21 protein-coding genes and 1 pseudogene are annotated in these 26301 nt (G+C 33.6%); 13 read left to right on the forward strand and 9 right to left on the reverse strand.

From position 1 onward, the window contains the following. Positions 1–94 precede the first annotated feature (94 nt). The 6 genes from QWT87_RS21285 to QWT87_RS09590 all read right to left on the reverse strand — a co-directional run bounded on the left by QWT87_RS21285 (position 95) and on the right by QWT87_RS09590 (position 9892). Positions 95–424 carry a DUF6660 family protein gene (locus QWT87_RS21285; protein WP_050791101.1) on the reverse strand — a complete coding sequence of 110 codons (330 nt, stop codon included), beginning with the start codon at positions 422–424 and terminating at the stop codon, positions 95–97. A gap of 592 nt (positions 425–1016) precedes the next feature. Further along, a complete protein-coding gene (locus tag QWT87_RS09570; RefSeq protein WP_002977365.1) occupies positions 1017–2288 on the reverse strand; it encodes an ATP-binding protein in 1272 nt (423 codons plus the stop codon). Positions 2289–2344: 56 nt separating this feature from the next. Then, complete coding sequence (locus QWT87_RS09575) at positions 2345–7222, reverse strand: NACHT domain-containing protein (RefSeq protein ID WP_002977363.1); 4878 nt, start codon at positions 7220–7222, stop codon at positions 2345–2347. Continuing rightward, positions 7219–8292 (reverse strand): ComEC/Rec2 family competence protein, encoded by a 1074-nt coding sequence (locus tag QWT87_RS09580; protein ID WP_002977362.1) that lies wholly within the window; start codon positions 8290–8292, stop codon positions 7219–7221. Before QWT87_RS09580 ends, QWT87_RS09575 begins: the two co-directional genes overlap by 4 nt. 72 nt (positions 8293–8364) lie before the next feature. Further along, entirely contained in the window at positions 8365–8970 is a 606-nt protein-coding gene (locus QWT87_RS09585; protein ID WP_002977361.1) for an alpha-ketoglutarate-dependent dioxygenase AlkB family protein, read from the reverse strand. Between the two features lie 145 nt (positions 8971–9115). After that, on the reverse strand, positions 9116–9892 hold the full coding sequence (locus QWT87_RS09590) for an XRE family transcriptional regulator (RefSeq protein ID WP_027383734.1): 777 nt from the start codon (positions 9890–9892) through the stop codon (positions 9116–9118). A 61-nt stretch (positions 9893–9953) separates the two neighbouring features. Here QWT87_RS09590 and dinB point away from each other — a divergent pair, with 61 nt between their 5' ends. Together dinB and QWT87_RS09600 are read left to right on the forward strand one after the other, a co-directional pair. Next, positions 9954–11099 (forward strand): DNA polymerase IV, encoded by a 1146-nt coding sequence (gene dinB / locus QWT87_RS09595; RefSeq protein ID WP_027383735.1) that lies wholly within the window; start codon positions 9954–9956, stop codon positions 11097–11099. Between the two features lie 8 nt (positions 11100–11107). Then, entirely contained in the window at positions 11108–14182 is a 3075-nt protein-coding gene (locus QWT87_RS09600) for a DNA polymerase III subunit alpha (RefSeq protein WP_002977358.1), read from the forward strand. Between the two features lie 16 nt (positions 14183–14198). Here QWT87_RS09600 and QWT87_RS09605 read toward each other — a convergent pair whose 3' ends face one another. The 3 genes from QWT87_RS09605 to QWT87_RS09615 form a co-directional block, all read right to left on the reverse strand. Beyond that, the gene (locus tag QWT87_RS09605; RefSeq protein WP_002977357.1) at positions 14199–14540 is read right to left on the reverse strand and encodes a DUF2511 domain-containing protein; all 342 of its coding nucleotides are present in this window, start codon (positions 14538–14540) and stop codon (positions 14199–14201) included. Positions 14541–14619: 79 nt separating this feature from the next. After that, the gene (locus QWT87_RS09610) at positions 14620–15378 is read right to left on the reverse strand and encodes a restriction endonuclease (RefSeq protein ID WP_302715863.1); all 759 of its coding nucleotides are present in this window, start codon (positions 15376–15378) and stop codon (positions 14620–14622) included. 52 nt (positions 15379–15430) lie between these two features. Next, a complete protein-coding gene (locus tag QWT87_RS09615; RefSeq protein ID WP_002977329.1) occupies positions 15431–15631 on the reverse strand; it encodes a hypothetical protein in 201 nt (66 codons plus the stop codon). Positions 15632–15974: 343 nt separating this feature from the next. On the opposite strand from QWT87_RS09615, the gene QWT87_RS09620 reads away from it, so the two are divergent. From QWT87_RS09620 to QWT87_RS09670, 11 genes and pseudogenes are all read left to right on the forward strand, one after another. Further along, positions 15975–17624 carry a helix-turn-helix domain-containing protein gene (locus QWT87_RS09620; RefSeq protein WP_164720332.1) on the forward strand — a complete coding sequence of 550 codons (1650 nt, stop codon included), beginning with the start codon at positions 15975–15977 and terminating at the stop codon, positions 17622–17624. 142 nt (positions 17625–17766) lie between these two features. Then, complete coding sequence (locus QWT87_RS09625) at positions 17767–18141, forward strand: hypothetical protein (RefSeq protein ID WP_002977327.1); 375 nt, start codon at positions 17767–17769, stop codon at positions 18139–18141. Continuing rightward, the gene (locus QWT87_RS09630; protein WP_002977326.1) at positions 18138–19577 is read left to right on the forward strand and encodes a relaxase/mobilization nuclease domain-containing protein; all 1440 of its coding nucleotides are present in this window, start codon (positions 18138–18140) and stop codon (positions 19575–19577) included. The genes QWT87_RS09625 and QWT87_RS09630 overlap by 4 nt, the downstream gene beginning before the upstream one ends. After that, the gene (locus QWT87_RS09635; protein ID WP_002977325.1) at positions 19574–20209 is read left to right on the forward strand and encodes a ParA family protein; all 636 of its coding nucleotides are present in this window, start codon (positions 19574–19576) and stop codon (positions 20207–20209) included. The genes QWT87_RS09630 and QWT87_RS09635 overlap by 4 nt, the downstream gene beginning before the upstream one ends. Beyond that, on the forward strand, positions 20197–20583 hold the full coding sequence (locus tag QWT87_RS09640) for a hypothetical protein (protein ID WP_002977324.1): 387 nt from the start codon (positions 20197–20199) through the stop codon (positions 20581–20583). Before QWT87_RS09635 ends, QWT87_RS09640 begins: the two co-directional genes overlap by 13 nt. A gap of 6 nt (positions 20584–20589) precedes the next feature. Then, positions 20590–21126: a hypothetical protein gene (locus QWT87_RS09645; protein WP_002977323.1), complete on the forward strand. Its 537-nt coding sequence runs from the start codon at positions 20590–20592 to the stop codon at positions 21124–21126. Positions 21127–21265: 139 nt separating this feature from the next. After that, positions 21266–21601: a DUF4134 domain-containing protein gene (locus QWT87_RS09650; protein WP_002977322.1), complete on the forward strand. Its 336-nt coding sequence runs from the start codon at positions 21266–21268 to the stop codon at positions 21599–21601. A gap of 3 nt (positions 21602–21604) precedes the next feature. Then, entirely contained in the window at positions 21605–21910 is a 306-nt protein-coding gene (locus QWT87_RS09655; RefSeq protein WP_002977321.1) for a DUF4133 domain-containing protein, read from the forward strand. A 12-nt stretch (positions 21911–21922) separates the two neighbouring features. Beyond that, positions 21923–24983, forward strand: a pseudogene (locus QWT87_RS09660) (TraG family conjugative transposon ATPase). Beyond that, entirely contained in the window at positions 24970–25629 is a 660-nt protein-coding gene (locus QWT87_RS09665; RefSeq protein WP_027383743.1) for a hypothetical protein, read from the forward strand. Before QWT87_RS09660 ends, QWT87_RS09665 begins: the two are co-directional and overlap by 14 nt. After that, entirely contained in the window at positions 25626–26300 is a 675-nt protein-coding gene (locus tag QWT87_RS09670; RefSeq protein WP_002977317.1) for a hypothetical protein, read from the forward strand. The genes QWT87_RS09665 and QWT87_RS09670 overlap by 4 nt, the downstream gene beginning before the upstream one ends. The last annotated feature ends 1 nt before the right edge of the window (position 26301 follow it).

The following is a 26301-nucleotide window of genomic DNA, read 5'->3' on the forward strand; positions in this document are numbered from 1 at the left end:
GATGCAAAGATGAATAGGATTACAGTGCAATGATATTGCAAAGTTTCCAAGACAATTTAGATGAAAGGGAATCCTTCCATCATATCAATAAAAATTATATTTTAGGCGGTTGCCAGATTTGGTCGTACACCAAATAAGCGAAGTCGTTTTTCTGAAAATGGATTTTCTTAGAAAAAAACGCAGTAGCGATTCTTGAAAAAACTAGAATTGGTTCGATTTTATAAGATGCCACCGTGGTTCTGCAACAGTTGCAAGAACAAAATGGAGAACAAGAATCTGCCTTCGAATGTGAATCTTCTTGTGTCTTTGAACTTAAAGAATAATTGAAATCTTGCTTAAAAGACTGAGCATTTGCACTATCTAGACATGGCATTATGGATAACGCCACAAAATAGATGATGAAAAGTAGTCTTACAAATTTCATAATGCAAATGTATAAAATATAATTACCAAAAAAATATTTTATCCTAAAATTTTAAGGAAATTATACATTTGATTATGCCGAATCAAAAAAATAAAATACCTACAATACATCTAAGTCATTTATAATTATAGAAAAAAACTGATGCTTTTAGATAAAATTAGATATGTACATTTAAATAATATTGCCACCATAATTTAATTTTAACTCAATTTTTCAGTAAACTAATTTTCATTTTTTTCAAAACAAAATTATATATTAATTTACACTTGATTTTTAGATGAATAATATATTAAATTCTTATATGATTATCCGTTAAACAACCTATTACTTTGCACTGATATGAAAATCAATTATTTATAACAGGCACTTCGACAAGCTCAGTGTGACACCTCTAATACTAAACGCTTGATTTCTAGCGATGTCAAGCTGAGCCTGTCGAAGCTTTAGGTTAATAAACGGACAATCAAAATTCTTATATCAATATTGGTCTTTCCAAATTATAATACTTCTTTAATATAGATGTACATATTAAATATTCAAAAAATCATCTTAAAATAGGTTCTAAAATTGAACTGAATTTACGTAATTTTCTTTAGTAACCTTTTTCTAAGAACTGTTTCTGAATCTGTAAAACTGACTCTTTTGAAGGGTAAAAACTAAAGTAATCTAAAACTTTTAAAATTATAGAACTTGAAATATTTATACCTCCCTCCAGAATTTCTAATCGTGAATATTCCTCATTAATAGTGATTTTATCTGTTTTTGTCGTTCTTATCTTCATAAGCGGCATGTGATTCTCGCTGTCCAAATGTAATCTTCTATCTTTTAACTCATTAAATATAATAGAAATACTCAAACCTTCTTTATATAATCCTTCTATTGTTAAGTGTTCAATAAAAACATATAGTTGAGTAAGATAATGTATAATACTTGTATAATAAAACAAGTATTGACCAGAAGGAAATTTTGATGCCCAAGCCCCTCTCAAATGATCACCTTCTAGCCAGTCTTCTACAAAGCTGTTAATCATGCAAAAACTCTCTGACAAATACATTCTCCACAGTTCTTTTCGAGCTCCTAAATCGGAAAAAGCCTCGTAAGAATTTTCAGCAGTAACTAAACTACCCTCGTGTAACGTTCTTGGTATAAATGGCAATGACCATGACGCCTTTACCTGTGCTTTTTCGACAACTTCAAGACATCTTTTAAGACTATGTAAATTACCTTTTTGAAGAGGAGTTATATAAACTTCGCAATTGCCTTTCGATTTTATTAATTCATATGATGATGTCTGCTGAAAAGCTTTTATTTCTGCGTCAAATATTTCTGCGTCAATATTGGGAATGGTATAGCCAAAACTTTTTCTGCGTTGCATTAATCTAACGGCTGCCAACTCAATGAGATCTCGCAAATCGCTGACATTTGATATGGCTGCGCTTTCAGGTCTCTTATTTGTATTTCTATAATACAAAGTACTTGCTCTCATTTCTCCGTCCAGAGTTTTTTTACAAAGAGTTGGAATTTCTTTGAAAGAGAAGATCTTGATTACCACATATTTTAATTCGTTTCTATCTTCCGGAAAATAGACATTGAAATCTACCATTGGTTCTGCATATTTTGAAACCTGATCTCGCATTTCATCATATTTGTAAGTGATAATATTTTTCTGGTCAACTCCTACATTAATAAATTCATTATCCTTTTCCTCAATTCCAATTACAATGTGACCTCCATCTGGTAGATTTGACATTGCCAAGATATCTTTTGTTAGCTTCTTATAATCCCAAGGACTGTTTGCTTTAAAATCTAGTGAAGGGCTTTCCGTTTGACCCTCAATCAATCTTATAAAATCTTCTGTATTCATTTATTTTCCAATTTTATTAATATATTTCCCAAAAATATCTCACGACAAAATGTTAATTATTTAAATTGAAGTAATTCTTCTCGTAACATATAGGCTTTAGGAGAACTTCTTTTGACTAGAAAATCTAAAATAAATAGAAAGTCAGCTAAAGTATTTTTATCTCTTTTTATTTTACCACCATATTTATAAAAAGCTTTTTCAACGAATTTTTCTAAAATATCGTTCTCGACCAGTTCAGCATTTTGGCTTTGGAGCATGGGAACAATCCATGATATTGAGTTAGGCATAAAATTATAAAATGCAATGCCACTTAAAAATTTTATCGATGAATTAATTCTGTTAAATCCTAAAGTAATTATAAAATCTTTGAAATATAAGCTTTTACCATCCAATACTGACCATTTTTCAGAGCTCTCCACCCAGTCAATGTCAAAAAGAAAAATTGGTAGAAATCTCGCATTGCTGTTATTGATCATCCAATCTTTCAAAAATTCCCAAAATATCCAGAAATTTTCGAGTTGAATTCTACCTATCGCTGCTCTAATAAACTCTTCAACTAACTTATATATAAATTTTAAATAATCATCAGGGATACTTTTTTCAGGTGTTTCTATACTTGAATCAAGTATTTTTTTTAAGAGAGGTAATGATAATTCTGTAGGCTGATTCAGCAGATATCGTGGATAATAAAAAGTAAATGCATGTCTACTTTCATAAAAATCCAGCATGCTTGATTTGGGATCATTTAAAAAAACAGTGTGTAGTGTCAGAACATCCTGAATAAATTTGTGGTGAGCAGGAAGAGCCGTATTCCATGGGATGATACGAAGCATGTCATCCAAGTACCACTGAGTATGTAAGTCTAATGAAACGATAATTTCATCAGGTATGTTTATACTTCCTTTGATAACAGAATTAATTAGTACTTCCGACCAATTGTCTTCTTCCGACTTATTAAAATCACGAGCACTTAATTTCCCTTGATGATATAACATTCGCTTTCTCTCGCTTTCTTTATTTTGTGCCTTTAGAATTACGATGGCTTCTGCTAATCCATACCAACAGTTTAAAACAAAATCAGGTTCAAATAATACTAATTCCTGTAAAATAGCGTGCTGCAAAGCGATTCGTTCCCTAGCGTCAAGACCCTTTAAAAGTAAACGGAAAATTAATTCTTTAACCTTCAATTTTAAATCTTGCTCAATATCAACTTTAAAAATATAGCATAATCCTTTAAGAGAAGGTATATTATCCAATAAATCAAAATTAATAGCGTATGGATCTGTTTTCGCTAATTTTTTTGCTTCTAAATTGATAATAGTTTCACAACACCATGCAATTTCATCAGGTTGAAGTTGATTTGAAAAGTCACGAAGAGCAATAGACGCCATAGTACCTGGAGAAACCATAATTTCTCGTCTACCATCTAGTTGCAAAATAAATTCATATCCTATTTTCCAAGTTTCATAGTTATGATCATCAACTTCTTCGTATTCGAAAACTTTTCTTGCCCAAGTCGTATTAGCTGTCGGAACTGTATAATCATTCCCACTTTCTACAACATTTCTAATTGTATCATCATATCCGGGAACTACCTGAACATAATTTTCATATCCCTTTTGATTAAAATGTTTAAATTCATACTTTCTAGCATCCATATCAAACAAAAACTTTTTAAAAAGCCAATCATCTTCCTTGACATTCTCCCACATTCTGTCGACCTGTTTGAATAAAAGTTCATTATACTCTCGTTGATAAAACATATAGTCAGCCACAAATCCAACTAAACCTACATAATACTTATTGCGATGAATTCTTTGATTTGCGGCAATTCGTTCTTTTCTTTCGAATTCTTCGTCATTATAGACATTGCTTCTCATCATATCCGAAGTAGACCTTGTAGAATCCCACTTAAAAAACAGTGGGACACCTAATAAGGAGACAGAAGTTTCATCAACTAAATTAGGAAATGCTTGTAAAATGCTGCAGACCACTCCTAAAATGGCAATATTGTTAGACTCTCTTATCAACCTGTCTAAAAATATGCGTGCTGTTGAAAAATCTTTTTTATCCCCAATTTCTAACAAAGTCTTTTCCAAAGCCATCAGCACTGATATTAAGACCTTATCATAAATTGAAAATCCTCGGTACATAGACCAGTACTCAGGATTCCCATAGTATACACCACACGATCCATCTTCAAAAACAACCTCAATCCTTTCCACCCCTCTCTTTTTTAAAGACAGAAGAATTTCATAATTTTTTTCAAAAGCATCATTTAAAAATGGAATAAGGAAATCAAGAGCTTTTTCACCGTGATACAAAAACATCCAATAAAAAAAAGTCTGATAACCTGATGGTAATCCATAATCATATTCTAAATCTTTATTTAAACCAAAATCATTTACTTTAGGCTCTCGAATAAGCATACTATTAATACTCCCCGGTGCATATTTCTCTTCCTTTTGAGCCCAGTCTTCAGTAGCCATTTGAATAACTTCTTCAGGGAAAAAGCGACAAATTTGATCTGAAATAACACCTCCGGTAATATAAGCTCTTATTTCTCGTAGAAAAGCAGGATCAGTCCATCTTTCATTACCTGTTTCAGGAATCAAGCAAGCTTGAATAATCGAAGCAATAAGTTCCTGATCGGCTGCCGTCAATTTAAAAAGAATTTTAATATATTTTTTTAAATATTCAGAAGATCTCCTGCCTAATCTCCTCTGAATTGAACGACCCTGCAACCTAAAAATAAAATCTTCCAACAGAAAAGCAGCGCTTTTTGCACCAGATGGAAGTATGCCTTGGTTAAATTCAGGGAGCTGTTTTGACCATGATTCAATAAGAGTCAAATGTTTTAATTCAAAATTTTGCAGCTTAATTTCATTAATATTAGCTTTGATAAAATCAATTATATAATCCCATCCGGAGCCAATAGGCAGAAGATCATTAAAATTTCTTTTTTGAGGATCTATTTTTTTACAACTCGTTTGTAGTAAATAGATTATGCGATCCAACAATTTCGCTTCATCTTCAAGAAGCTGTACTTTTAAACTATCCAGTAGTACTTTGGAATGATTTGATCTAAGTGAAACAATCAGTAGCTCATCTTTCCATGAAGGGGACAAAGTATCATCACTTAAGAGCTCGTGCATAAAATATACGGAAGCTTCCGGTTCATATTCATAAAACTCTTCCATCCATAATCTGAATGCCCTTCTCATGGCGGGAGTATTTTCTATCGAAAGTAAAAAATCTTTTGAGTTTGCAATCTCCGATTTTTGATTTCTTATAAATCTGATCAATGCCCAATCTTCCAATATGTCGTGAGAAGGACTGTAAGCACTGGTATCGGACATATCATCCAACTGTAGAATATTATCTTTAACAAGATCAGCAGTCACACTGTTATCGCTCTCATATGTTGTAAAAAGAGACATTTCTCTAGATCTTTTAAGACAAATCTCATAGAAAACAGTTCCTCGTCGTGATTGATTGTCTTCAACAATATATTTCCACATTAACCTTTTAAATTGTAACTCGTCCAAGTGTTCCTCACTTAATAGTTCTGGTATAATTCGTACAGCTTTATCAAGATAATAAGGAGTTCTCAAAAGATGCTTAATCTTAGAATTTTCCATCAATGGCAGTAAGTCAGGAATTTTTTCAACGATTAATTCAACCTCAGCATCATTAAATTCACCTACTTGAAAATAAGCAATATTTTCTGGCAGCTCATAATAGTAATCGATTTTAAACTTCTGTAATAAGTAGTCTCTTATTGTTAAAACTATAGTTATATTTTTATTTTTTTCCAGTATCTGAAGTAGTTCATTAAATGCTCCCGAGCTACCTGACTCTATTAGTTTTTCAAAGCTTTCTATCCAAATTAAAAAATACTTATTTGATAAAGGACTTGCCAATATTTGTTCGATACTAACTTTACATCCGGCTTTTATCAAAGCTTCACTAATTGTTTCACAATACAGGTTTTCAGCGGTAAAAGTTAAAACACTACGATCTCCAGACATTTTCAAATCACTTACAGCTGATTTTGTCAAAGCCGATTTTCCAACTCCCGGGTTTCCATGAACCACTACAAGATTCTTTTCTTTAAGCAATTGCAGGAGGTCTATATTATCACGAGGAACATTAAAATCTCCGATTTTTTCTCTAGTTCTAGAATTAGTGGTTTGTTCATTTTTTTCCATTTCTTCATAACTTAAGAGAACATCTTTATCTGTCTCCGGTTTGATAGAATTGATCAGACTGAACTTAGGATATGGAATCAGCTTATTGTATGCTAAAACTTTGGTCGCCAAAAAAAATCCACCGTCCTCGTATGTATGAATAATACCTGTAAAATAAGTTTTTCCATACAAGATAGAATAAGCGCCACTTCCAGACAATCCTTCAACATTTTCCAAGGCCTGTTGATAATATGTATCGAGAGAATTTTCAGACTTTAGTGTAAATTTATATCGATTGCTCTTGATATCTTCGATAAATTTCATAGGAAAAGATCGATCTGCCTCTTGATCATTAAAATTAGCATACCCTCTAATTTGATAATCTTCCACCATTTCATCAGTATCAATTACCTGACAAAAAAATTGTTTACCTGTAAGTGGAAGAATATTCTTTTTAGAAAGAATCAACAATGCCATATCCTCATCATCATCTGACACAATAACAATATCTGTTTCGGTCAAATTGTATGAATGAAATTCTGATGTTTCCTGATTAAAAATCTCTTCAAGTTTAATATCCGTATTTACATATTCTTTATCGAACTTTTTACCTTCTAAACAATGTTTTGCAGTCAAGACATACACGTCATCAACATCAGGACTCGGGTAGAAAATTACTGCTGTAGCAATTTCGTGGTTACATCTGATTTTGATTGTAGAAAGCTGTGGTATATTTTCATTCATATTTTATGAGTTAAGGGCAGGTACGAAAGTTCTAAGCTGTCAGGTCCTATTTGTGAATAATCACATTCAAATGTATATCTTTCAAAAGCGTCGTCATCGACCTCAAAGATATTTCTCAATTCTTGAGTATCACAAGCAAAATGAATTTTGATAATTTCAGAATTTCTTCTCTCGTTCGTAATGATTCTAACTATAGTCTCTTTATCCGGATGTCTGTTATGGATACCGTTTCCAGTTATCACATAACAATTGGTCTGAACTATTTCCAGCAATTTAGGGCAGGTATTGGCTTTACTGCCATGATGTGATAATTGCATAAACTTCACGGGCAGTGGCCGATCTTTATTATACCCCAATGCATCTAAACTGTCAATTATATCAGAGGGATGACTGTCGGCTAATAAGAGTACTTTTACCTTATCAAACTCGGCAAGAACAGCAATAGAGCTTCCATTAACAGGATCTGTATCCGGTTTAAATTCATTCCCTGTAAGTTCTTCAATTATTTTTTTATGGTCGGATTGATTTTCTTTTCTACCAATTTTACCATTACTTTCTTCTTCTTTCCACAATTCTGTTGCAGCAGCTTCCTTTTCAGGTGTAGGTGAAAGAATGGTCATTTTAAAACCAAAACATTCAATTGGTAATGTTTCAGTATTTATTGGCACTGTGGTAAGAAGATTATTTGCAGTTAAAAAATCCCTAAGTAAAATCCCGTCACCGACTGAGATTTTCCCATTAGATTCCTTTATCATCTCAGGAGAATGATTAAATAAAAAATTCTTTACAGCGTCTTGTTTATTTTCAATTTTTTTGTCCACGACAAAACCTTTTACGGCACCGATATGGTCGCGATCTATATGGCTGATAATCCAATTTTCAATTTGTTCGCCAGAAGACAAAATTTCTTTTATTAATGGGGCAAAAGAATTTTTGTACTCTTTACCATATCCTCCATCAATAAGTATATTATGCCATTGGGAATCTGTTCCTAAAAATCTGATAAAAATAGCATCACCGCCGCCGATATCGAAAAAATGAAAACTAATCCGATGTGTTTTTTGAGTCATAAAATAATGGTTATTAATACTTTCTTATTTTTTCTAAAATAGGAAAAGTTAATTGGATAAGTAAGAGTTTATTTAAATAATTAAACGAAAGGTCAAATTAATCCTTTCTTTCATTTTTACTGTTGATTTAGCAATTCGATGTTCCCAGTTTTCCTGTAAATCCCCTTTCATAATGAGTAACGAACCGTGAGGCAATGGCAAACTGTATTTGCTCTGATGATGGTCTTTTTTTCTGAAATCAAAGTTTCTGGTTTGACCTAAACTGATTGATGCAATCACAGGTCGTTTTCCATAGCGGCTTTCTTTATCTCTGTGCCATGCCACGGAATCATTATTATCACGATACAGGTTTAATAAAACACCATTGAACTGATACCCAAATTCTTTTTCTATCCTTTCTTTTAAAGTATAAAGCTCGGGAGTCCAAGGATTAGTTCCTGAAACATTTCCGTCTGAATCGTAAGAGCTATCATTTCCTCCATACCAAGCAGTAAGGCGGGGTGTTACAACTGTTTTATCATACATCTTCTGAGTTCGCTGTTCCCAAGGTGTCGTTTTCAGCAGTATATCTTTCAATTCATCGGCTTCTTTGCTGCTCAGGAAATGTTCCTTGTATTCCAAAAGGTCTTTTGGAAATTTATAAAACTCTTCCGTATCAAATAAACTCAGCTGACTCATTGCAATTTTCTATTAAAATATTTATATTTGATCTGGCCCGTTTATACGGGATTTTTTTCATCATTTGTGTTTTTGCTTCCCTTAGGAGATTTTTTTTTATGAAGTAATGTTAGGAAACTTATTTTTGAGCTTTATTCAAATGAATTCAATTCTTATCTCCTATTTTTTCTTTAATCTGTTTGATATCGGTCTTGATCTCTGTCATAAAGTTTTGAATATTACGTTCTGCAAATTCATCAGCTCCATATTCTATCGTATTGATACTACAGGCAAATTCCCAGATCTCTTTAATTTCAGATAATGGAATTTTATATGGCTCATAAAATTGATTGTCAGCTTTTACCCATATACTGTCTGCTTCATGAAACTGGAATCTTTTGTAACTGATTCCATCATTAGTGGTGATGAAAATATAAGTCCGGTCCGTTTTCAGATCAGAAAGATTTTCTACATATTTTCCAACAATATAAGTTCCGTTCTTATAAGGCGGCATAGAATCTCCGTCCGCTGGAAACGCTCTAAACTTCCCACCTTTTAAAAAAGGTAAGGATATCGTTTCCAAACTTTCTATGTATTCCGGATCTCCATAACCGTTCAGATAACCCATAGAGGCTTTTTGTGGAATAATCTCAATCTGATCGTTTCCATCCTGATCAACCCTGATAGGCAGAACAATCCTATTGTCAGGGAGCTCCATAATCTCATCAATCGAATATTTGCTGACGTTGATGGTCAAAAGTAAATCGATGCTGATATTATAATATCTTGAAATTTTCACTAAAATATCAAGGGGTGGCGCTGCGGCATCATCTTCATACTTACTATATCGGCCTCGGGTAATTAAAAGATCATCGGCAACCTTTTGTTGAGACAGATTGAGCTTACCTCTTAAATACCGCATGTTTTCTGATAAAATTGACATTGCTATAAATTATAGCAACAAATATACAATTTTTTGCTACAAATCGTGATAATTTTGTCAAATGGAACGAGCGATTGCACATATGGATCTGGATACATTCTTTGTTTCCTGTGAACGGCTGAGAGACTCTGTATTGGAGAATCAGCCCGTGATCATAGGTGGCGGAGATCGTGGTGTAGTAGCATCTTGTTCCTATGAAGCCAGGAAATTTGGGGTTCGTTCTGCGATGCCTTTGCGAATGGCTTTACGCTTATGTCCCGAAGCGCAGGTTATCAAAGGTGATATGGAGTATTATTCCAAAATGTCACATTTGGTGACTGAAATCATTCAGGAAAAAGTTCCTGTTATGGAAAAAGCAAGTGTAGACGAGTTCTATCTTGATCTGTCGGGCATGGATAAGTTCTTCGGCTGCTATCAATGGACAACCGAAATTGCGGAAGCGGTAAAGAAAAATACAGGTCTACCTATTAGTTTTGCATTGTCTACCAATAAAACAGTTTCAAAGATTGGAACAGGTGAAGCAAAGCCAGCCGGTAAATTAGAATTAAAACCGCTCGCAATACAGCCTTTTTTAAATCCTTTATCCGTCAGAAAGATTCCTATGGTTGGTGATGTGACCTTTGAACTCCTTTCAAGATTAGGTGTAAGAAAGATTGAAACACTTGCTAAAATGCCAGTGGATGTGCTTCAGGAATTAATTGGAAAAAATGGAACTGAGTTATGGAAAAAAGCCAATGGCATTGATTTAAATCCTGTGATTCAATATTCAGAGCGTAAATCCATATCAACTGAAACAACTTTTTCCGAAGACACCATCGATATTCCGAATATCAGAAGTATTCTTTCCGGAATGGTTGAACAGTTATGCTACCAGTTAAGACAGGAAAAATGGCTGACCTCAACGGTATCAGTAAGAATAAGATATGCCAACTTTGATACAGAGACTAAACAATGTAAGGTGGCTTATACCTCAGCAGACCACACATTGCTGAAATATATTCTGGAACTCTTCAAGAAAGTTTATACCCGAAGAATGAGAATTCGTCTTGTAGGTGTCAAGTTTACAGGACTGGTTCACGGAAGCCATCAGATGAATCTTTTTGAAGATACCGAAGAGCTGATCTCATTATATCAGACCATGGATAAAATGAAAGACCGTTTTGGTGCTAAAAGCCTTGGAAGGGCTTCCGGTTTTTTGACTCAATAAATAAAATTATGTTCCTCAATTGTCATACCTATCATAGCCTTCGTTATGGGACTATTTCTGTTGAAGAATTAGTTGATCTGGCTATGGATTATAAGCTGAAAGTTCTTGCGCTAACTGATATCAATACCGTAACGGGAATCTATCAGTTTTATAAACTGTGTGAAGATAAAGGCATTAAACCTATTGTAGGCGTTGATGTCAGAGTTGAAAATGAGCAGTATTATATATGCTTAGCGAAGAACCCGAAAGGAATAGCTGAAGTCAACAGGCTTTTGACCGATTATAATTGTGAAAATATTGAAATTCCAAAATCTAATCCTCAATTAGAAAACTGCTTTGTGATTTATACTTTACAAAATAAACCTGATATATTATTGGAACACGAGTTTATCGGAATCAGACAAGATGAGTTAAACCTTTTAATCAATTCTGAATTCAAATCCCTCACTCATAAAATGGTTATCCTTCATCCGGTAACGTTTAAGACTGATGACGAATACGAACTTCATAAAATATTACGAGCCATAGATGGTAATATTCTTTTTACAAAACTGGCTGAAAAAGATTATTGTAGAAAAGATGAGTTGTTTATGAGTAAGAAAACTCTTCTCGATCAGTTTAAGCATTACCCAGAAATCGTTGAAAACACGAAATTTATCGTCAGTCAATGCAGTTTTGATTTTGAATTTAAAACCCCGAAGAATAAAAAATATTATACTGACAGCAAGGAAAATGACTTTAAATTGTTATCCCAGCTTGCTTATGAAGGTTTATCTCATAGATATCCTGATAATAACAGACAGGCTATTGAGAGAGCTGAAAAAGAATTAACAGTTATTCATCAACTTAATTTTTGCGGCTACTTCTTGATTACTTGGGATATTATTCAATACAGTAAGCGTATGGGTTTTATGCACGTCGGAAGAGGAAGTGGCGCTAACAGTATTATAGCTTATTGTTTAGGCATTTCCGACATATGTCCTCTAGAGCTAGATTTGTACTTTGAGCGTTTTCTAAACTTAAACCGTAAAAGTCCTCCCGACTTCGACATCGATTGGAGTTGGAAGAATCGTGACACTATTTTGGAATACATTTTTGATAAATATGGAAAAAATCACGTTGCTTTTTGTGGAACTAATGTGGAGTTCAAGAGAAAATCGAGATTCAGAGAACTGGGAAAAGTCTTTGGACTGCCGAAAGATGAACTAGATCAGCTTTCAAAAAAACCGAGAGAACTACACGATCAAAATTCAATTGTTCAAGAGATTTATAAGTATGAACAGTTGTTAGTTGGATTTCCCAATCAAAGAAGTATGCATTCTTGTGGGATTCTTATTTCCGAAGAACCTATTACAAATTATTCAGTTTTAGAATTTCCTCCAAAAGAATTTCCAATTGTTCAGTTTGATATGCATACAGCTGAGGATATTGGTCTGGAAAAGTTTGACATTCTTTCACAAAGAGGATTGGGAACGATTAAAGATACCGTTAATCTAATTAAAGAAAAAAAGGGAATCAATGTAGATATTGAAGATACCAGAATCTCTAAGGATGAAGTCAAGTGCAATGAATTTTTGAGCATTGGAAAGACCATTGGTTGTTTCTACATTGAATCTCCAGCTATGCGTGGACTTTTGAGAAGATTAAAATGTGATAATTACAAAGTATTGGTTGCTGCATCATCAATTATTCGTCCAGGAGTTGCACAGAGTGGAATGATGCGGGAGTACATTTTCCGACACAATCATCCCGGTCAATTTGAATACTTCCACGATGTATTTGAAAAAGAATTAGGCGAAACCTATGGCATTATGGTTTATCAAGAAGATGTCATTAAAATTGCGATGCACTTTGGTGGAGTTTCTGCAGCTAATGGAGATGTTCTTCGAAGAGCTATGAGTGGTAAAGGACGATCACTTTCAGCTTTACAAAAATTAAAAGATGATTTCTTTGAATCCTGCAAAAGGAAAGGACATCCTGAGCAGCTTTCTCAGGAAGTATATCGACAGATTGAATCTTTTGCCGGCTACTCCTTTTGTAAAGCACACTCTGCTTCTTATGCCGTGGAGAGCTATCAGAGTCTGTTTCTGAAAGCCTATTACCCTATCGAATTTATGGTATCTGCTATTAATAATGGCGGTGGTTTTTACCGAACAGAAGTTTATGTACACGAGGCGAAGATGTCAGGTGCTAAAATTCATAACCCCTGCATTAACCTAAGCGAATTTCATACAACATTATATGGAACAGATGTGTACTTAGGTCTAATGCATATTGAAAAACTTGAAGCTTCTATCAAAGTAAATATCCCGGAAGAAAGGAAAGAAAACGGCGATTACGGATCATTAGAAGATTTTATAAAAAGAGTCAACATTGGTATTGAAACTTTACAGATATTAATTTTTGTCGGGGCTTTCAGATTTACCGGAAAGCAGAAACACGAACTTTTAATTGAAGCAAGATTCCTACTTTCAAAGAATCAATATAAAAGCAAGATCATATCATTATTTGAGGAACCTCAAAAAGATTATAAGCTACCGACAATAGATAGAAACCCTTTTGAAGACGCTTTTGATGAAATTGAAATTTTAGGATTTCCAGTTTCCTATTCGATCTTTGATTTACTCAAGACTAAATACAGAGGTCACGTTTTGGTTAAAGATCTCTTGAAGTATCATAAAAAACAGGTTAAAATGCTGGCATATTTAATTTCCAGGAAACACGTTCCTATCAAGATGAGAAATCATCCTGGAAAGAAAGACGATATGTATTTCGGAACATGGATCGATGCTGAAGGTGAGTATTTTGACACGGCACATTTTCCCGACAGTTTAAAACAATTTCCCTTTAAGGAAGGAGGAGTCTACCTTTTATTAGGAACTGTTGAAGTAGATTATCATTTTCCTACTATTACCATTACTAAAATGGCAAAAATGCCTTTGATTGCCGATCCGCGATATTCGATGGATGATGAAAAATCTAAAGAAATGGAAAGAAGTCTACGGGAAGACGTTAGTATGACTCACCGAAATCCCTATCCACAGGAACATGAAATTGGATTACCAAGAAAAAAGATAAACTGATTCTTTAGTATTCTTGTTATTTATTTTCACAAAGTTCCAGACCTTTAGTGATAAAATCTCCGTATGAAATTTTTAATCCAGCCCATTTGGGATCATCCAACCATATTTCATCAACTTTACTGATAGCAGCATTATTATGTGAAACACCTTTAGCAGTTCCATTTAAAGCATATGTCTTTCCATTGCTGGCCTTGCAGTAAATTTCTTTATATCCAGAACAATAAACTTCAACTTCATCAACTGAAAATGGCCATTTTTCTCCATACTCCAGCTTTGAAAATTTTATTGTATTTCGCTGGACTGGGTTAGAACACGATAATATTAATACTAAAAGTAATAAACTGTAAATAGCTTTCATTTTTTAATTTTGTCAAAGATAGATTTGAAAACTAAATTGACATTACGGGAAACCGTATTACTAAGAACATAAATAGTATTTATGACAAATCTTCTTTATTCACAACAATACCAAGCTGGGTTATAAGAAATGTCTTTTGTTCAAAGATTTGGTTCATAATCATCCATACTTTATCCACTAGAGAAAATGTTTTTTGATGGTCCTTATTAATAATAGTTAGTAAACCTGTGTAGGTAATGCTTTTTATCTTTTGATAATTTCCATTAAAAAACAGTCTATGATCTGTAAAATCGTAAGATTTCAAAACCATTTCAAAAGGTTTTTGAGTGTGTAGATTTTTTTTAAAAACCATTACAGAATCATACAATCTTATTTTTGTGCCATCTTTATTTTCAATATAAACCAAATATTGCTGTGTTTCAGGAAGTATAATTTCATTATCGTCATTTGTTTTAACAACTATTCTTGTGACCTCTGGTCTGCTCACATTGATCTTGAAAAATAAATCTAAAATTCCAAATTCAACTTCCTTCTGTTCATTATCATTATTTTCAGATTCTCTCAGCTGCACTATCTTTATATTATGATGTTCTGCAAACATTTGTGCATCCCGAGTAAATCCATTCCTTGACACAATAATTCCTCTTTGTATATCGGTATCATTGATGATAGAAAGAAGCTTCATAACTGTATCTTTAGTTACTTTTTTTTTCCAGTATTTACATTCGATAGCCGTTTTGTAAGTTTGGCAACCATCAAACTCAGCGGTCAGCACATCAATTTGATGCATAACCCCTGAATTACCTTTTATTTTACAATTCTGCCCATAACCCTCCACTGGAATATGATATTCTTTTTTTAAAGTATAGGGAATCTTTATATCATTTCATTTAGTGTTTCCAATCTTGACCATCCTTTACAGGGGGATCTTTTTCTAATTCAATTTTCATTCTAGTTGAATCAGATGTTTTATTACTTTCCTTTGCAACTCTAGATAGTGCAAAATCATTATCTACTTGCTCATCAACTTGTCTGCAACTTTGCGCACATAAACCCACAATAAGAATTAAAAATGGGATAACTTTTTTCATAATAGTAAAATTTATTAAGGATTATCCCGGCCGGTTTTTCTCAGAATTCTTGGAGTCAAAGGTATTGTCGAAAAGACCGTCCAAACAAGCATATGTGGGTGTGCTTTACAAAGCACGACGTCGTGTTTTATAAAGCACGACAACAAAAAACAATGAAACCGCTTCATTATCAATTGTTTTTAATAATAATTAAATATCTTAATAGAATATTGGGAAAAGCCCTGTTTTATGGAGATTTTACATAAATTTGGCGGTTCTTAATTGAAGCCTACTAACCATGCTTAAAGGATTTTCATTCATTTTGATATTATTCCCCTTTTTTCTGCTGTTAAATGCGCAGAAGATGAGCGAATATGAGATTATCCGAAAAAATTATGAGAATCTTCCTAAAAATGATAAAAGAGCAATTCCTTATGTAAAGACTTATATTCAAAAATCGAAAAATGAAAATGATTTTGAACATTTAACCCAAGGATATCGGGATGCCGTTTTCTTTACTAAAAATGAAAAGCAAAAATTAGTATATTCCGATAGTATGATCTATGCCGCTTTAAAATCACGAGATAAAGATTTGATAGGTTTAGCTTATTTGGGAAAAGGGATTATCTATTACTTTAACTATAAAAAATTTGATCCGGCTTTAGATGAATATTTAAAAGCTTATAACTATTTAAAAAATACTAAAGACGAGTATTTGAAATATAAGGTCGTCTATCATATGGGAGTCGTCAAAAGCTACCTAGGCTATTATTCAGAATCTAAAGAAAATTTCGAAGAATGCATTAAATTTTTTAATAATGAATCAGTTAAACAACTTCATCCAAATGAAGTTTTCAATAATAAAAGGGGATATTTTAACTCTCTTCACCAGTTAATAATCTGTCAGAGAAATCTAAAAAATTTTGCTGCTGCTGATAGTTTAATAAATGTTGGGCTAAAAGAAATTGAGGGGATTGATGAATTTTCTTTGGAAAAGAGTTATTTTTTAAAGTGCAAAGGCATTTCAGCATATAACCGTCAAAATTATAAGCATGCAATCGATATCTTAAATAAATCTTTACCAAAAATATTGAAGGTAGATGATTTTGCGACTGCATCATTAATTTACTCTTACTTAGGAAAGAGCTACTATCATTCTGATAAGGAAAAAGCACTCCATTATTTTGAGATGGTAGATTCAATTTTCGTTCATAAAAATTTTGTTTTACCGGAGACACGTGATAGCTACGAAATTTTAATAAACCATTTTAATAACCTGAACAACACAAAGAAAGAGCTGTACTACACTAAACAGCTCTTATCAGTTGACAGCTTATTAGGAAAAGAGTTTTACTATTTGACCTCAAGAATTCACAAAGAATACGACACGAAGCGATTGTTAGATAACAAAGAAGCTTTAGAGAAGAGAAATCTTCTCACTTCCTTAATGGTAATATTTTTTATATGTCTTTCGCTGCTTTTTATCACACTATACATTTTTAAATATAGGAAGAATAAGAAGATCATGCTGAATTACAGGATACTGCAGATAAAGCTTGACAATCGTCAGCTTGAAAAAATGCTACATCAACATAGTCCCGATACCATTTACGAGGATGAGAAGACATCGATAATTAGTAAGGAGATTTACCAAGATTTACTATTAAAAATAAAATCATTTGAGGATAGACAAGAATATACTCAAATAGGATTAACATTAAATCAGTTGGCGGCTCAATTCAATACTAATACAACATATTTATCAACTTTTATCAACGAATCAAAAGGCGTTAATTTTAAAAATTACCTAAACAATCTTAGAATTGATTACATTACCAATCTAATGAATACTGATAAAAATTACTTGAAATACACAATTGAAGCATTAGCTGAAAAATGCGGTATAGCATCCCGTCAGAATTTTTCAGATCTTTTTTATGAAATTAATGGGATGCGTCCAACAGATTTTATCAAAAAAAAGAAAGAAGAGCAAAAAAATAATAACGGTAAATAGAAATCGAAAATACTAATCTATAATTTTCAAGTGAATTTTACATAATTTTGATGATCTAATCAGGAGAAGAATCTTCTCGTTTGCAAATTGAAATGTGCGAATCCTAATTAGGATTGCCTTAACTATTTTAAAAAATTGCCAAATGAAAGATTTAAAAACCTCAGGCAGATCAAAGACTGCACGAATTACTTTAAGGCTACATGACGAAGTAAAAGAAAAATGGCTGAATCACTGTAATAAATACAACCTTCATCTTTCCGATTATATCATTAGCGGCGTCGAAGGAAAGCTACTTGATAATGACAGGAAAGAAATCATGAATTTCATCGAAAATCAGGTTAATTTATTCTCTAAAATTGAGAATAATATCAATCAGATTGCAAAACATATCAACACCAACAAGCACTTACCCACTACCCTTTTATCTGATTATAATTCAAAGCTTGAAATTCTCAACAGTCTGAAAATTGAGCAAAACAGAATAATCAAAAAAATCTATATTGAACTTGCAAAATGATTGTTAAAATATTAAACAAATCATCCAGTGAGTTCAATGGTGTGATTTATAATGACAAGAAAATTGAAAAAGGAAAGGGAGAACTTTTATCAATTAAAAATTTCCCGGCTCATCTTAATCACTCTTCGGGAGCTCCAGACATAAAAAACTATCTGAAAGCAGTTTCCAAAAATAATTCAAGAATAAAAAATCCGCAGTTTCACGCTACAATATCCGCAAAAGGACGCGAATATTCTAAGGAACAATTGGCGCTTACAGCAGATAAATTCATGGATAAAATGGGCTATGGTGAACAACCGTACATTGTTGTTTTTCATAATGATACTGCCAACAACCACATTCATATTGTAAGTACAAGGGTTAATAAAGACAGCTCAAAGCGTATTGAGAGAGATTTCGAAAAATATAAAAGTCAAACTGCTTTACAGGAAACAATTAAAGAGTTGTACGGTACTGACGTACATCAAAATTTAGAAAAATTGATTGATTATAATTATAGTACGTTACATCAGTTTAAGACACTGCTGGAACTTAATGGATACGGCTATTATGAAAAAAATGATAAGTTAAATATTACAAAAAACGGCGCTTTTATCAAAGTTTTAAATGTCAATGATTTAAATTTTTCAAAAAAAAGTTTTGACGAGAAAAGAAAAAAACAGATATTTGCTCTATTCAAAAAATACAAAGAGGTATTTTCCAACTCGGTTTTCAGAGTATCGGATAAAAACCATGCCTCCTACCAATCAGAGCTTCAATACCATCTGAAGAAAAAATTTGGGATTGATGTTGTTCTTTCATTCAAAGATGATAAACAGCCTTTCGGCTATTCCATCATCGACCACAAAACCAATACGATTTACAAAGGCAGTGATATAATGAAAATGAGTGACCTATTCATTATCAGCTCCCAAGTATTAGACAAAAAGATCTTTGACATTCTGGCCAATTCAAATTTGACAATCGAAACGAAGAACGTTTTTAAAAAGCATTTGGAACAAGAGTACAAATGCGAAATCCAGGATTATATGCTTTTTTTGAAACAATCGAAAAAGACAAATTATAATATCTGGAAAGACACACGAAATTCAACAATAGATCACATCCTAAACTTAAGGAAAGTAAGTAATAATTCGCAGGATAAAATAAAGATCGTCAGTTTCTCAAATGAGGCATTCGTCATTAATAAGATTGACAATGTTGTCTTTACCGTAAAAGAATTGGTCGGAGATTACTATTACAACCTTTATTTATCTCAATTACTAAATCCTCAAAATCCAGGACACCAGTCTATTGTCAATGGCGTGCAAGCTGCAGAAGCATCAAGTTTAGAAGAAATGTTAAAACGCACTTCCCTATTTGATATTTCAGCAGCTTCTCCGCCATCAAGCGAAGAACTAGAAAATAGAAGAAGAAAAAAGAAAAAAAAGAGATGATTATTACGTTTGCAAATCAGAAGGGCGGAGTTGGCAAGACCACTTTAGCCATTGCATTTGCCAACTATCTTTCTATGTTTACCGATAAAAAGGTAAATGTCATCGACTTTGATTTTCAGCGTTCATTTTACAGGCAATGGTCAGAAGACAAAGAATTAAAAGCAGATTATCTTTATGAAGTAGAGAAAATTTCGGAAGAAAATATTCATCTCACGCAGAATGAAAAAGTTTTAATGCAGTTAAAGGAAAGTCAGGAGGTTATTCTTTTTGATACCGCCGGAAATATTCAGAATAATTACACGCAGGTATTACAATACAGTGATGCCATAATAATTCCTTATGGATACTCCAGTGTTACAATGATGTCTACAGTACTGTTTCTCAATCTTCTTAAGCTTATCAAAGTCAAGGCAAAAATATATTTCATCAGAAATAATATGCGCAAAGACGACAGCTACGAATTGAAACCTGTAATGGATGCTGAATTCAATACGATAGGGAAAGTAATTGGCGGATCAGTTCTAACCAGAAAATGTATGCTTAGCATCAACACAAAAGGACTGACATATGAACAAAAGTTAGCTGTCAAAGAAACATTCGATGAATTAATTTATCATCTATGGGAATTTTAGACCGCTATACGACCGATGAAGATAAAGAGGAATTAGCAAAGAATCTCAATATTCTGAGTGACGAGGCAGTCTTATCGAAAAAGGGCATTAAACACAAAACAGCAGATGCAGCAAAAAACACTCGGACAAAGAAAAAACCAACCAATCTAACCGAACTTGATGATAAAACCTTATGCATAATTAATGAATTTGTTGACTCTTACAAGAGTAATGACAAAACCAGCAGAATGATAAGGATACAGGATCATCATTACAGAAAGTTGGTGGGCCTTCGTGCTGACGGGATATCTGTAAGCGAATTTGTAAGTTTTGCGGTGCATCTCGCTCTAAAATCTGACGATTATGAAAATTTCTTAAACATTTTAAAAAAGTGAAAATTTATGGGAAAAGTCCTAATGATTACTGGTTTACTATACATTCTATATTATACCGGCATTGCAGTTTATGACTTATTTATAAAAAAACAGATCGTAAATAGAAATGAAAATGATGGCGAATTGATCAGCCTTGAGAACTTTATTGAAGAAACTCCAGGAGAAATAATAAATATTTATGAAGATGACGTAGAGAATTTAAACTTACCAAGTTCCTATGATTATGAAGAGACAGAATTATCCTCCGAAGAAAACGGCGAACCTTTTAACCATCGACGTTTTGAGGAAGAGCGGGAAATTGAAAACTTCTATGGCGACAATCAACAGGGCAAAGATGAAAAAGAAGTGCGTCAATCATTTCTTTCAAATTTAAGTTCAGTGATCGGAAGCAAAAATTCGGAGGCAATACCTCATCAGAAGGAAATAATTCCGTCAGTTATTTCGGATGAGATGTTTCGAAATTTCTTTGAAAAAGCATCAAGACATATCGTTGTCGGCTCTGAAAGCGGTCAGAGTTTTTACAAATCAAGTTTAGTTTTTTAATTACATTCAGTCAATGATACGGAAAACGCCGTATCTGTTTCGATTCCAAAGCACTTTATGGAGCTTTGGAATCTTTTTTTACCAGACGGTTTCAAATGAAACAATTCAATTATTGTTCAATTAAAATTTTAAAAATCAAATGAAAAATAATATTACAAGCATTAATAAACACCATAAAATTAAAAAAGCGCTGTTCTCCGCAATCTTGGTATTATGCACAAATTTACTTTTTGCTCAGACAGGAGGCGCCGGAGCTATATCTTCGGCAACATCGGATATCGAAGAGTACGTTGAGCCAGTCTCAAACTTAGTTCAAATGATAGGTGCGATCGTAGGCATTGTCGGAGGTGTCCGAATTTACAACAAATGGAACAATGGTGACCAAGACGTCAATAAAGAACTGATTGGCTGGGGAGGTGCCTGTATCTTCCTGCTTCTCGTTCCCACAGTAATTCAGGCATTTTTTGGAATATAAGAAATGGAAGAAAAGAGTTTCTTTCTATACAAGGGGCTAAAGAAGCCCCTTGTGTTTAAAGGTCTGAAAGGAAAGTATATCTATTATGCCGGTGGTTCATTTGCCGGCACAATGGTTTTAGGCATCATTCTAAGCAAAGTTATAGGATTCTTTATAGGGATAGTTCTTGCTTTAGGTATTGGTGCAGGATTGATTTGGAATGTCTTCAGATTACAGAAAACCAAAGGTCTTTTTAACAAAACGCTTAACAAAAATGAGATTTTTATGATTCCTGTAAAAATAAAACTGAAGCAGAAGTACAAACGTTAGGAAATACACACAATGAAAAAGAAAAGCTTTAGTCTGCCATTTATTGGCTACGACTACGGTTCAGAATTTAATGTTAATTATGATGTTCTTATCGGTGAATTTGGAAACCCGATCATTGCCATCCAAATTAAAAATATTGTCACACAGTATTCGGCAGACCGTGCCTTGTATCTGAAGTATCATTCAATACTACTTAATATTATCAGTATTATTGGAGAAGGATATATCGTTCAGAAGCTGGACATTTTCGATAAAAAGATCTACCAGGCGGAAGCACATGAAGAATATTTACAGCAAAAATATTCAGAACATTTTGCGGGAAGAATTTACAAAACAATCGATAGCATTCTGGTATTTACCCACAGGATCGATCAAAGCAAAAAGAAAAACCAGTACAAATATTCAGATAAAAAGTATAAGGAATTGCGAGACAAAGCAGAAAAAATCTTTATGCTTCTGAAGGAAAATGATTTTGAGCCCCATTTTTTCTTTGAAAAGAATTTTGAGTATTACATCTCCTCTATTCTTTCCATGAACTTTGGCAGATCAACAAAAGCTTTTGACAATATAAGGTCACTTGACAGTAATCTCCAGATTGGTAATTCCTATGTGAAGACCATTTCTTTAGTAGATGTTGAAAATATTGAACTGCCCAATGAAATTTACCCTTACACAACGTTGGGTGGAAACGGAGCTATCAAAGATACCGCAGTTGACAATTTTTCTTTTATTAATGACCTGGAACTGTACAATACCATTATTTACAACCAAATTATTGTCATTCCTGATCAGACGGAAAGAGTTAAATTTTTAGCCAATAAAAAAAATCGTCACGAAGGATTTCAGAATGAACCTTTGAATAGGATCTGCGCCGAAGAAATAGGTATTTTGCTGGATAATATTGCTAAGGACGGTCAGCTTATTGTTGACGCACATTACAGTCTTGTCACCAGCTGCCCAACTATTGAGGATTTGGAAAAAATCCAGTCGATGATTGAGAACCAGCTCTTTCAAAAAGGAGTAATTTCCAGTAAAAATTCTTTCAATCAATTGGAGTTGTTTCGAGCATCACTACCGGGGAATGCCAATGAACTAAAAGAATACGATTTGTTTACCACAACGAGTGAAGCCTCGCTGTGCTTTTTTTTTTAAAGAGAGCTACCCCGTAGATGAACCATCCAGTTTTTACCTGAGATTTACGGACAGACAGGGAGTTCCGTTAAAGGTCGACACCGCTGATCTGCCAATGCAGATCGGCAGAATCAATAATCGAAACAAATTTGTTCTTGGACCGTCAGGAAGCGGAAAATCTTTTTTGATGAATAATATCATTGAACAATATTTAGCCTACAATTATGATGTTGTAATTGTGGACACCGGAGACAGTTACAGCGGGACGGCAAAATATAAGAATGGGAAGTATATTCAGTACACCGAAGAGAAGCCAATCACAATGAACCCCTTTGTAGTCAGCCAATCGGAATTTAATATTGAGAAAATTGAGTTTCTAGGAAATCTTATTTTTCTGATATGGCAGGGTGCAGATTCATCGATGACCACCACACAAAAATCCATTATTGATAATCTGCTCTTAGCGTATTACCATCAGTTTTTCAAAGGTGGTACCAATTGGTATCAGCAAAAGACCTCGCGTGAGCTGATTCTATACCTAAGTAAATACAACATCTACGAAGATGATCTTTATAATGAATTTGAGAGCCAATACAGTGAAAATGAAAATTACTATCAAATTTTAGGAATACCAATGGATGCTGAAAGCTCGGACATTAAAAAGGCGTTTCGAAAATTGGCGGTACAGTATCATCCTGATAAAAATCTTGATAAAGCTGATTTTGATGATTCCATATTCGACAAAATACACGAGGCTTACGAAACATTGGTCAATACCGAAAAAAGAAAGACTTACGATGAAAGCCAACTGATCCTTTCAAATACTAAAATAATTGAAAGACCCAAAATCAACAGTGCGGAGTGGGAAAATGCCTTCAGAAAATCACTCATCAAAAAACTGGTAGAGCTTGAAGAAATGCTAGACGTGGAAGAACTTTCTTTCAACACTTTTTATGAGTATTCTGAAAAATTTCTTCCTATTTATCTTTCCAATAAAAAGTTCAAAATTTCTGAAGCTGAATTCAACCTGAGAACATTCCTTTATGTATTGGCTGATTTTTACAAAGGAGGTAGGTATGGAACGACTTTAAATGAAGATGCAGACAACTCATTATTTTATGAGCCCTTTATCGTCTTTGAGATTGATAATGTTAAAGATAATCCTAAGCTGTTTCCTATTGTAACCCTCATTATTATGGATACGTTTATCCAGAAAATGCGTCTGAGAAAAGATAGGCGAAAAGCACTCATTATTGAAGAAGCCTGGAAGGCAATTGCGAGTAAACTAATGGGAAGTTATATTTTATACCTGTATAAAACAGTCAGAAAATTCTGGGGTGAAGCCGTTGTTGTTACACAGGAGCTGGATGATATTATCGGGAATGCTGTCGTAAAAGACAGTATTATTAATAATTCGGATACCTTCATACTTCTCGATCAGACAAAATTCATCGATAATTTTGATAAGATTGCAAAATTGCTCTCACTTAATGAGGTTGAGCAGAGTAAGATTTTCACCATTAATAATCTAAATAATAAAAGCGGTAGAAGCCGGTTCAAAGAATTTTATCTTAAACGGGGCAGCAAAGGTGAAGTATATGGTAATGAAGTTTCACTACAGCAATATTTGACTTATACTACTGAAAAACCTGAAAAATCTGCACTCGAATACTATGTTAATGAATATCGAAACTATCAGGATGCATTGGAGCAGTTTGTTCTAGATATTGATCATCTGAAAGACGGTCTACCAAACTTGGTATCATTGGTAAATATTTACCAAAAACCTATTGACAACGGGTTAATCGAATACTATCATTCATTCAAAAAGCAAAACCCTAGTAAAGATTTCTTCAAAAGTATCAAACGGCTACTTATAGATCAAGATATAACGCTAAAGGAATTTATTAAAAGCAAAAATCAGACTTATGAAAAAATATAGCATCATACTCATGGTCTTTATCATGAGTTTTTATAAAACACAAACTCCCTATATAGATGTACTGACAGCTCCTGCTATGATTTTATATGCCAATCAAATTAAAAGCGAGCAGGAGAAAACAGTCGACGAGATGAATAAACTGCAGCAGGCGCAGGCGGTTGTCTCAACTCAGATGGTTCTGGCCAACGATCTGCAGAATAAATTGTACAAAGGATTAAAAGAGGTAAATGGTACTTTGAAAAACGGCATTCAAGTTCAGAATATTTACAACAACCTTAGCAAAATAATCACGAATGTTGATGGGATATATAACGAAGTGCAGGATGCACCGGAGTACAGCATATTTGCGACAAAATCAATACAGCTGGTAACTAACAAAGCGACCGACATTTATACTGATGTTGCTGATCTGCTGACAAGTGGTGAGCTGAATCTTGCAACTTCAGGAGATCGGAAAAGGCTTCTGTACAATATTGAAAATAACACCCGTCTGCTGAATGTCTATTTGATCAACGTAAAGATGACGATAAGGAGAGCCAAAAGAAAAGGATTCTGGAAATCTATCAATCCATTTCAGACGTATGTCAATACTGACAGGCATATTTTTCAGCAAATATTGAACAACGCAGGAACATTGGGACTATGAAAACTTTATCAAAAACTAAAGTCTGTTTCCTGATTCTGATTTTTTCAAATATACTTAAAGGTCAGCTTACTGGAGGGAATTATATCTGCTACTACCTTATTAACTCTGAAATTCAAAAAACAATGGATGAAAATGAGAAGCAGAAAGAAATGAGAAATAAGCAGCTGACCAATTTAAGTCTGGAATCAGCCAATAAGGAACAATGGAGCAAATACAGGGATGTGACTGAAAAAATTCGTGGAAGGCTTAACAACCTTTCGTTTGCAGTTCAGGCTATTCCGACATCGGTGAACATCGTCAGAGAAATTGATAAGATTTATGAGATACAGTCGAAAATTTATACTGAATTATCTGATGCCCCAATCTGGATTCCTGTCGCACTCAATGGTCAGTATGAGTTTATAAATAGTCTGCAGTTGTATATCAGGCTGATGGCAGGTATAGTTTTATCGTATGGGACGATAAACGAAATGGAAAAGGCCGAACGTAAAATTCTTCTGGATTTTGCTCAAAGTGAAATCAAGACTCTTCGGCAGCAGTCCTACTCTACCCTTCAGAAAATCATCAATGTCAAGAGAAAAATAAAACTGCGTAATAACCTGCTTCAAAATTGGGTGAACAGGGACAAGAAAATCATTCAGGATATCATTAACAATGCAAATCTTTATTAAA

Origin of the sequence: Chryseobacterium urinae, from assembly GCF_030518295.1 — a bacterium.
GTDB classification, from domain to species: domain Bacteria; phylum Bacteroidota; class Bacteroidia; order Flavobacteriales; family Weeksellaceae; genus Chryseobacterium; species Chryseobacterium mucoviscidosis.

What these genes read in the sequence shown, in the direction of transcription:
- QWT87_RS21285 (WP_050791101.1), bottom strand. Translation starts at nt 424, where the DNA reads ATGAAATTTGTAAGACTACTTTTCATCATCTATTTTGTGGCGTTATCC.
- QWT87_RS09570 (WP_002977365.1), bottom strand. Translation starts at nt 2,288, where the DNA reads ATGAATACAGAAGATTTTATAAGATTGATTGAGGGTCAAACGGAAAGC.
- QWT87_RS09575 (WP_002977363.1), bottom strand. Translation starts at nt 7,222, where the DNA reads ATGAATGAAAATATACCACAGCTTTCTACAATCAAAATCAGATGTAAC.
- QWT87_RS09580 (WP_002977362.1), bottom strand. Translation starts at nt 8,292, where the DNA reads ATGACTCAAAAAACACATCGGATTAGTTTTCATTTTTTCGATATCGGC.
- QWT87_RS09585 (WP_002977361.1), bottom strand. Translation starts at nt 8,970, where the DNA reads ATGAGTCAGCTGAGTTTATTTGATACGGAAGAGTTTTATAAATTTCCA.
- QWT87_RS09590 (WP_027383734.1), bottom strand. Translation starts at nt 9,892, where the DNA reads ATGTCAATTTTATCAGAAAACATGCGGTATTTAAGAGGTAAGCTCAAT.
- dinB (WP_027383735.1), top strand. Translation starts at nt 9,954, where the DNA reads ATGGAACGAGCGATTGCACATATGGATCTGGATACATTCTTTGTTTCC.
- QWT87_RS09600 (WP_002977358.1), top strand. Translation starts at nt 11,108, where the DNA reads ATGTTCCTCAATTGTCATACCTATCATAGCCTTCGTTATGGGACTATT.
- QWT87_RS09605 (WP_002977357.1), bottom strand. Translation starts at nt 14,540, where the DNA reads ATGAAAGCTATTTACAGTTTATTACTTTTAGTATTAATATTATCGTGT.
- QWT87_RS09615 (WP_002977329.1), bottom strand. Translation starts at nt 15,631, where the DNA reads ATGAAAAAAGTTATCCCATTTTTAATTCTTATTGTGGGTTTATGTGCG.
- QWT87_RS09620 (WP_164720332.1), top strand. Translation starts at nt 15,975, where the DNA reads ATGAGCGAATATGAGATTATCCGAAAAAATTATGAGAATCTTCCTAAA.
- QWT87_RS09625 (WP_002977327.1), top strand. Translation starts at nt 17,767, where the DNA reads ATGAAAGATTTAAAAACCTCAGGCAGATCAAAGACTGCACGAATTACT.
- QWT87_RS09630 (WP_002977326.1), top strand. Translation starts at nt 18,138, where the DNA reads ATGATTGTTAAAATATTAAACAAATCATCCAGTGAGTTCAATGGTGTG.
- QWT87_RS09635 (WP_002977325.1), top strand. Translation starts at nt 19,574, where the DNA reads ATGATTATTACGTTTGCAAATCAGAAGGGCGGAGTTGGCAAGACCACT.
- QWT87_RS09640 (WP_002977324.1), top strand. Translation starts at nt 20,197, where the DNA reads ATGGGAATTTTAGACCGCTATACGACCGATGAAGATAAAGAGGAATTA.
- QWT87_RS09645 (WP_002977323.1), top strand. Translation starts at nt 20,590, where the DNA reads ATGGGAAAAGTCCTAATGATTACTGGTTTACTATACATTCTATATTAT.
- QWT87_RS09650 (WP_002977322.1), top strand. Translation starts at nt 21,266, where the DNA reads ATGAAAAATAATATTACAAGCATTAATAAACACCATAAAATTAAAAAA.
- QWT87_RS09655 (WP_002977321.1), top strand. Translation starts at nt 21,605, where the DNA reads ATGGAAGAAAAGAGTTTCTTTCTATACAAGGGGCTAAAGAAGCCCCTT.
- QWT87_RS09665 (WP_027383743.1), top strand. Translation starts at nt 24,970, where the DNA reads ATGAAAAAATATAGCATCATACTCATGGTCTTTATCATGAGTTTTTAT.
- QWT87_RS09670 (WP_002977317.1), top strand. Translation starts at nt 25,626, where the DNA reads ATGAAAACTTTATCAAAAACTAAAGTCTGTTTCCTGATTCTGATTTTT.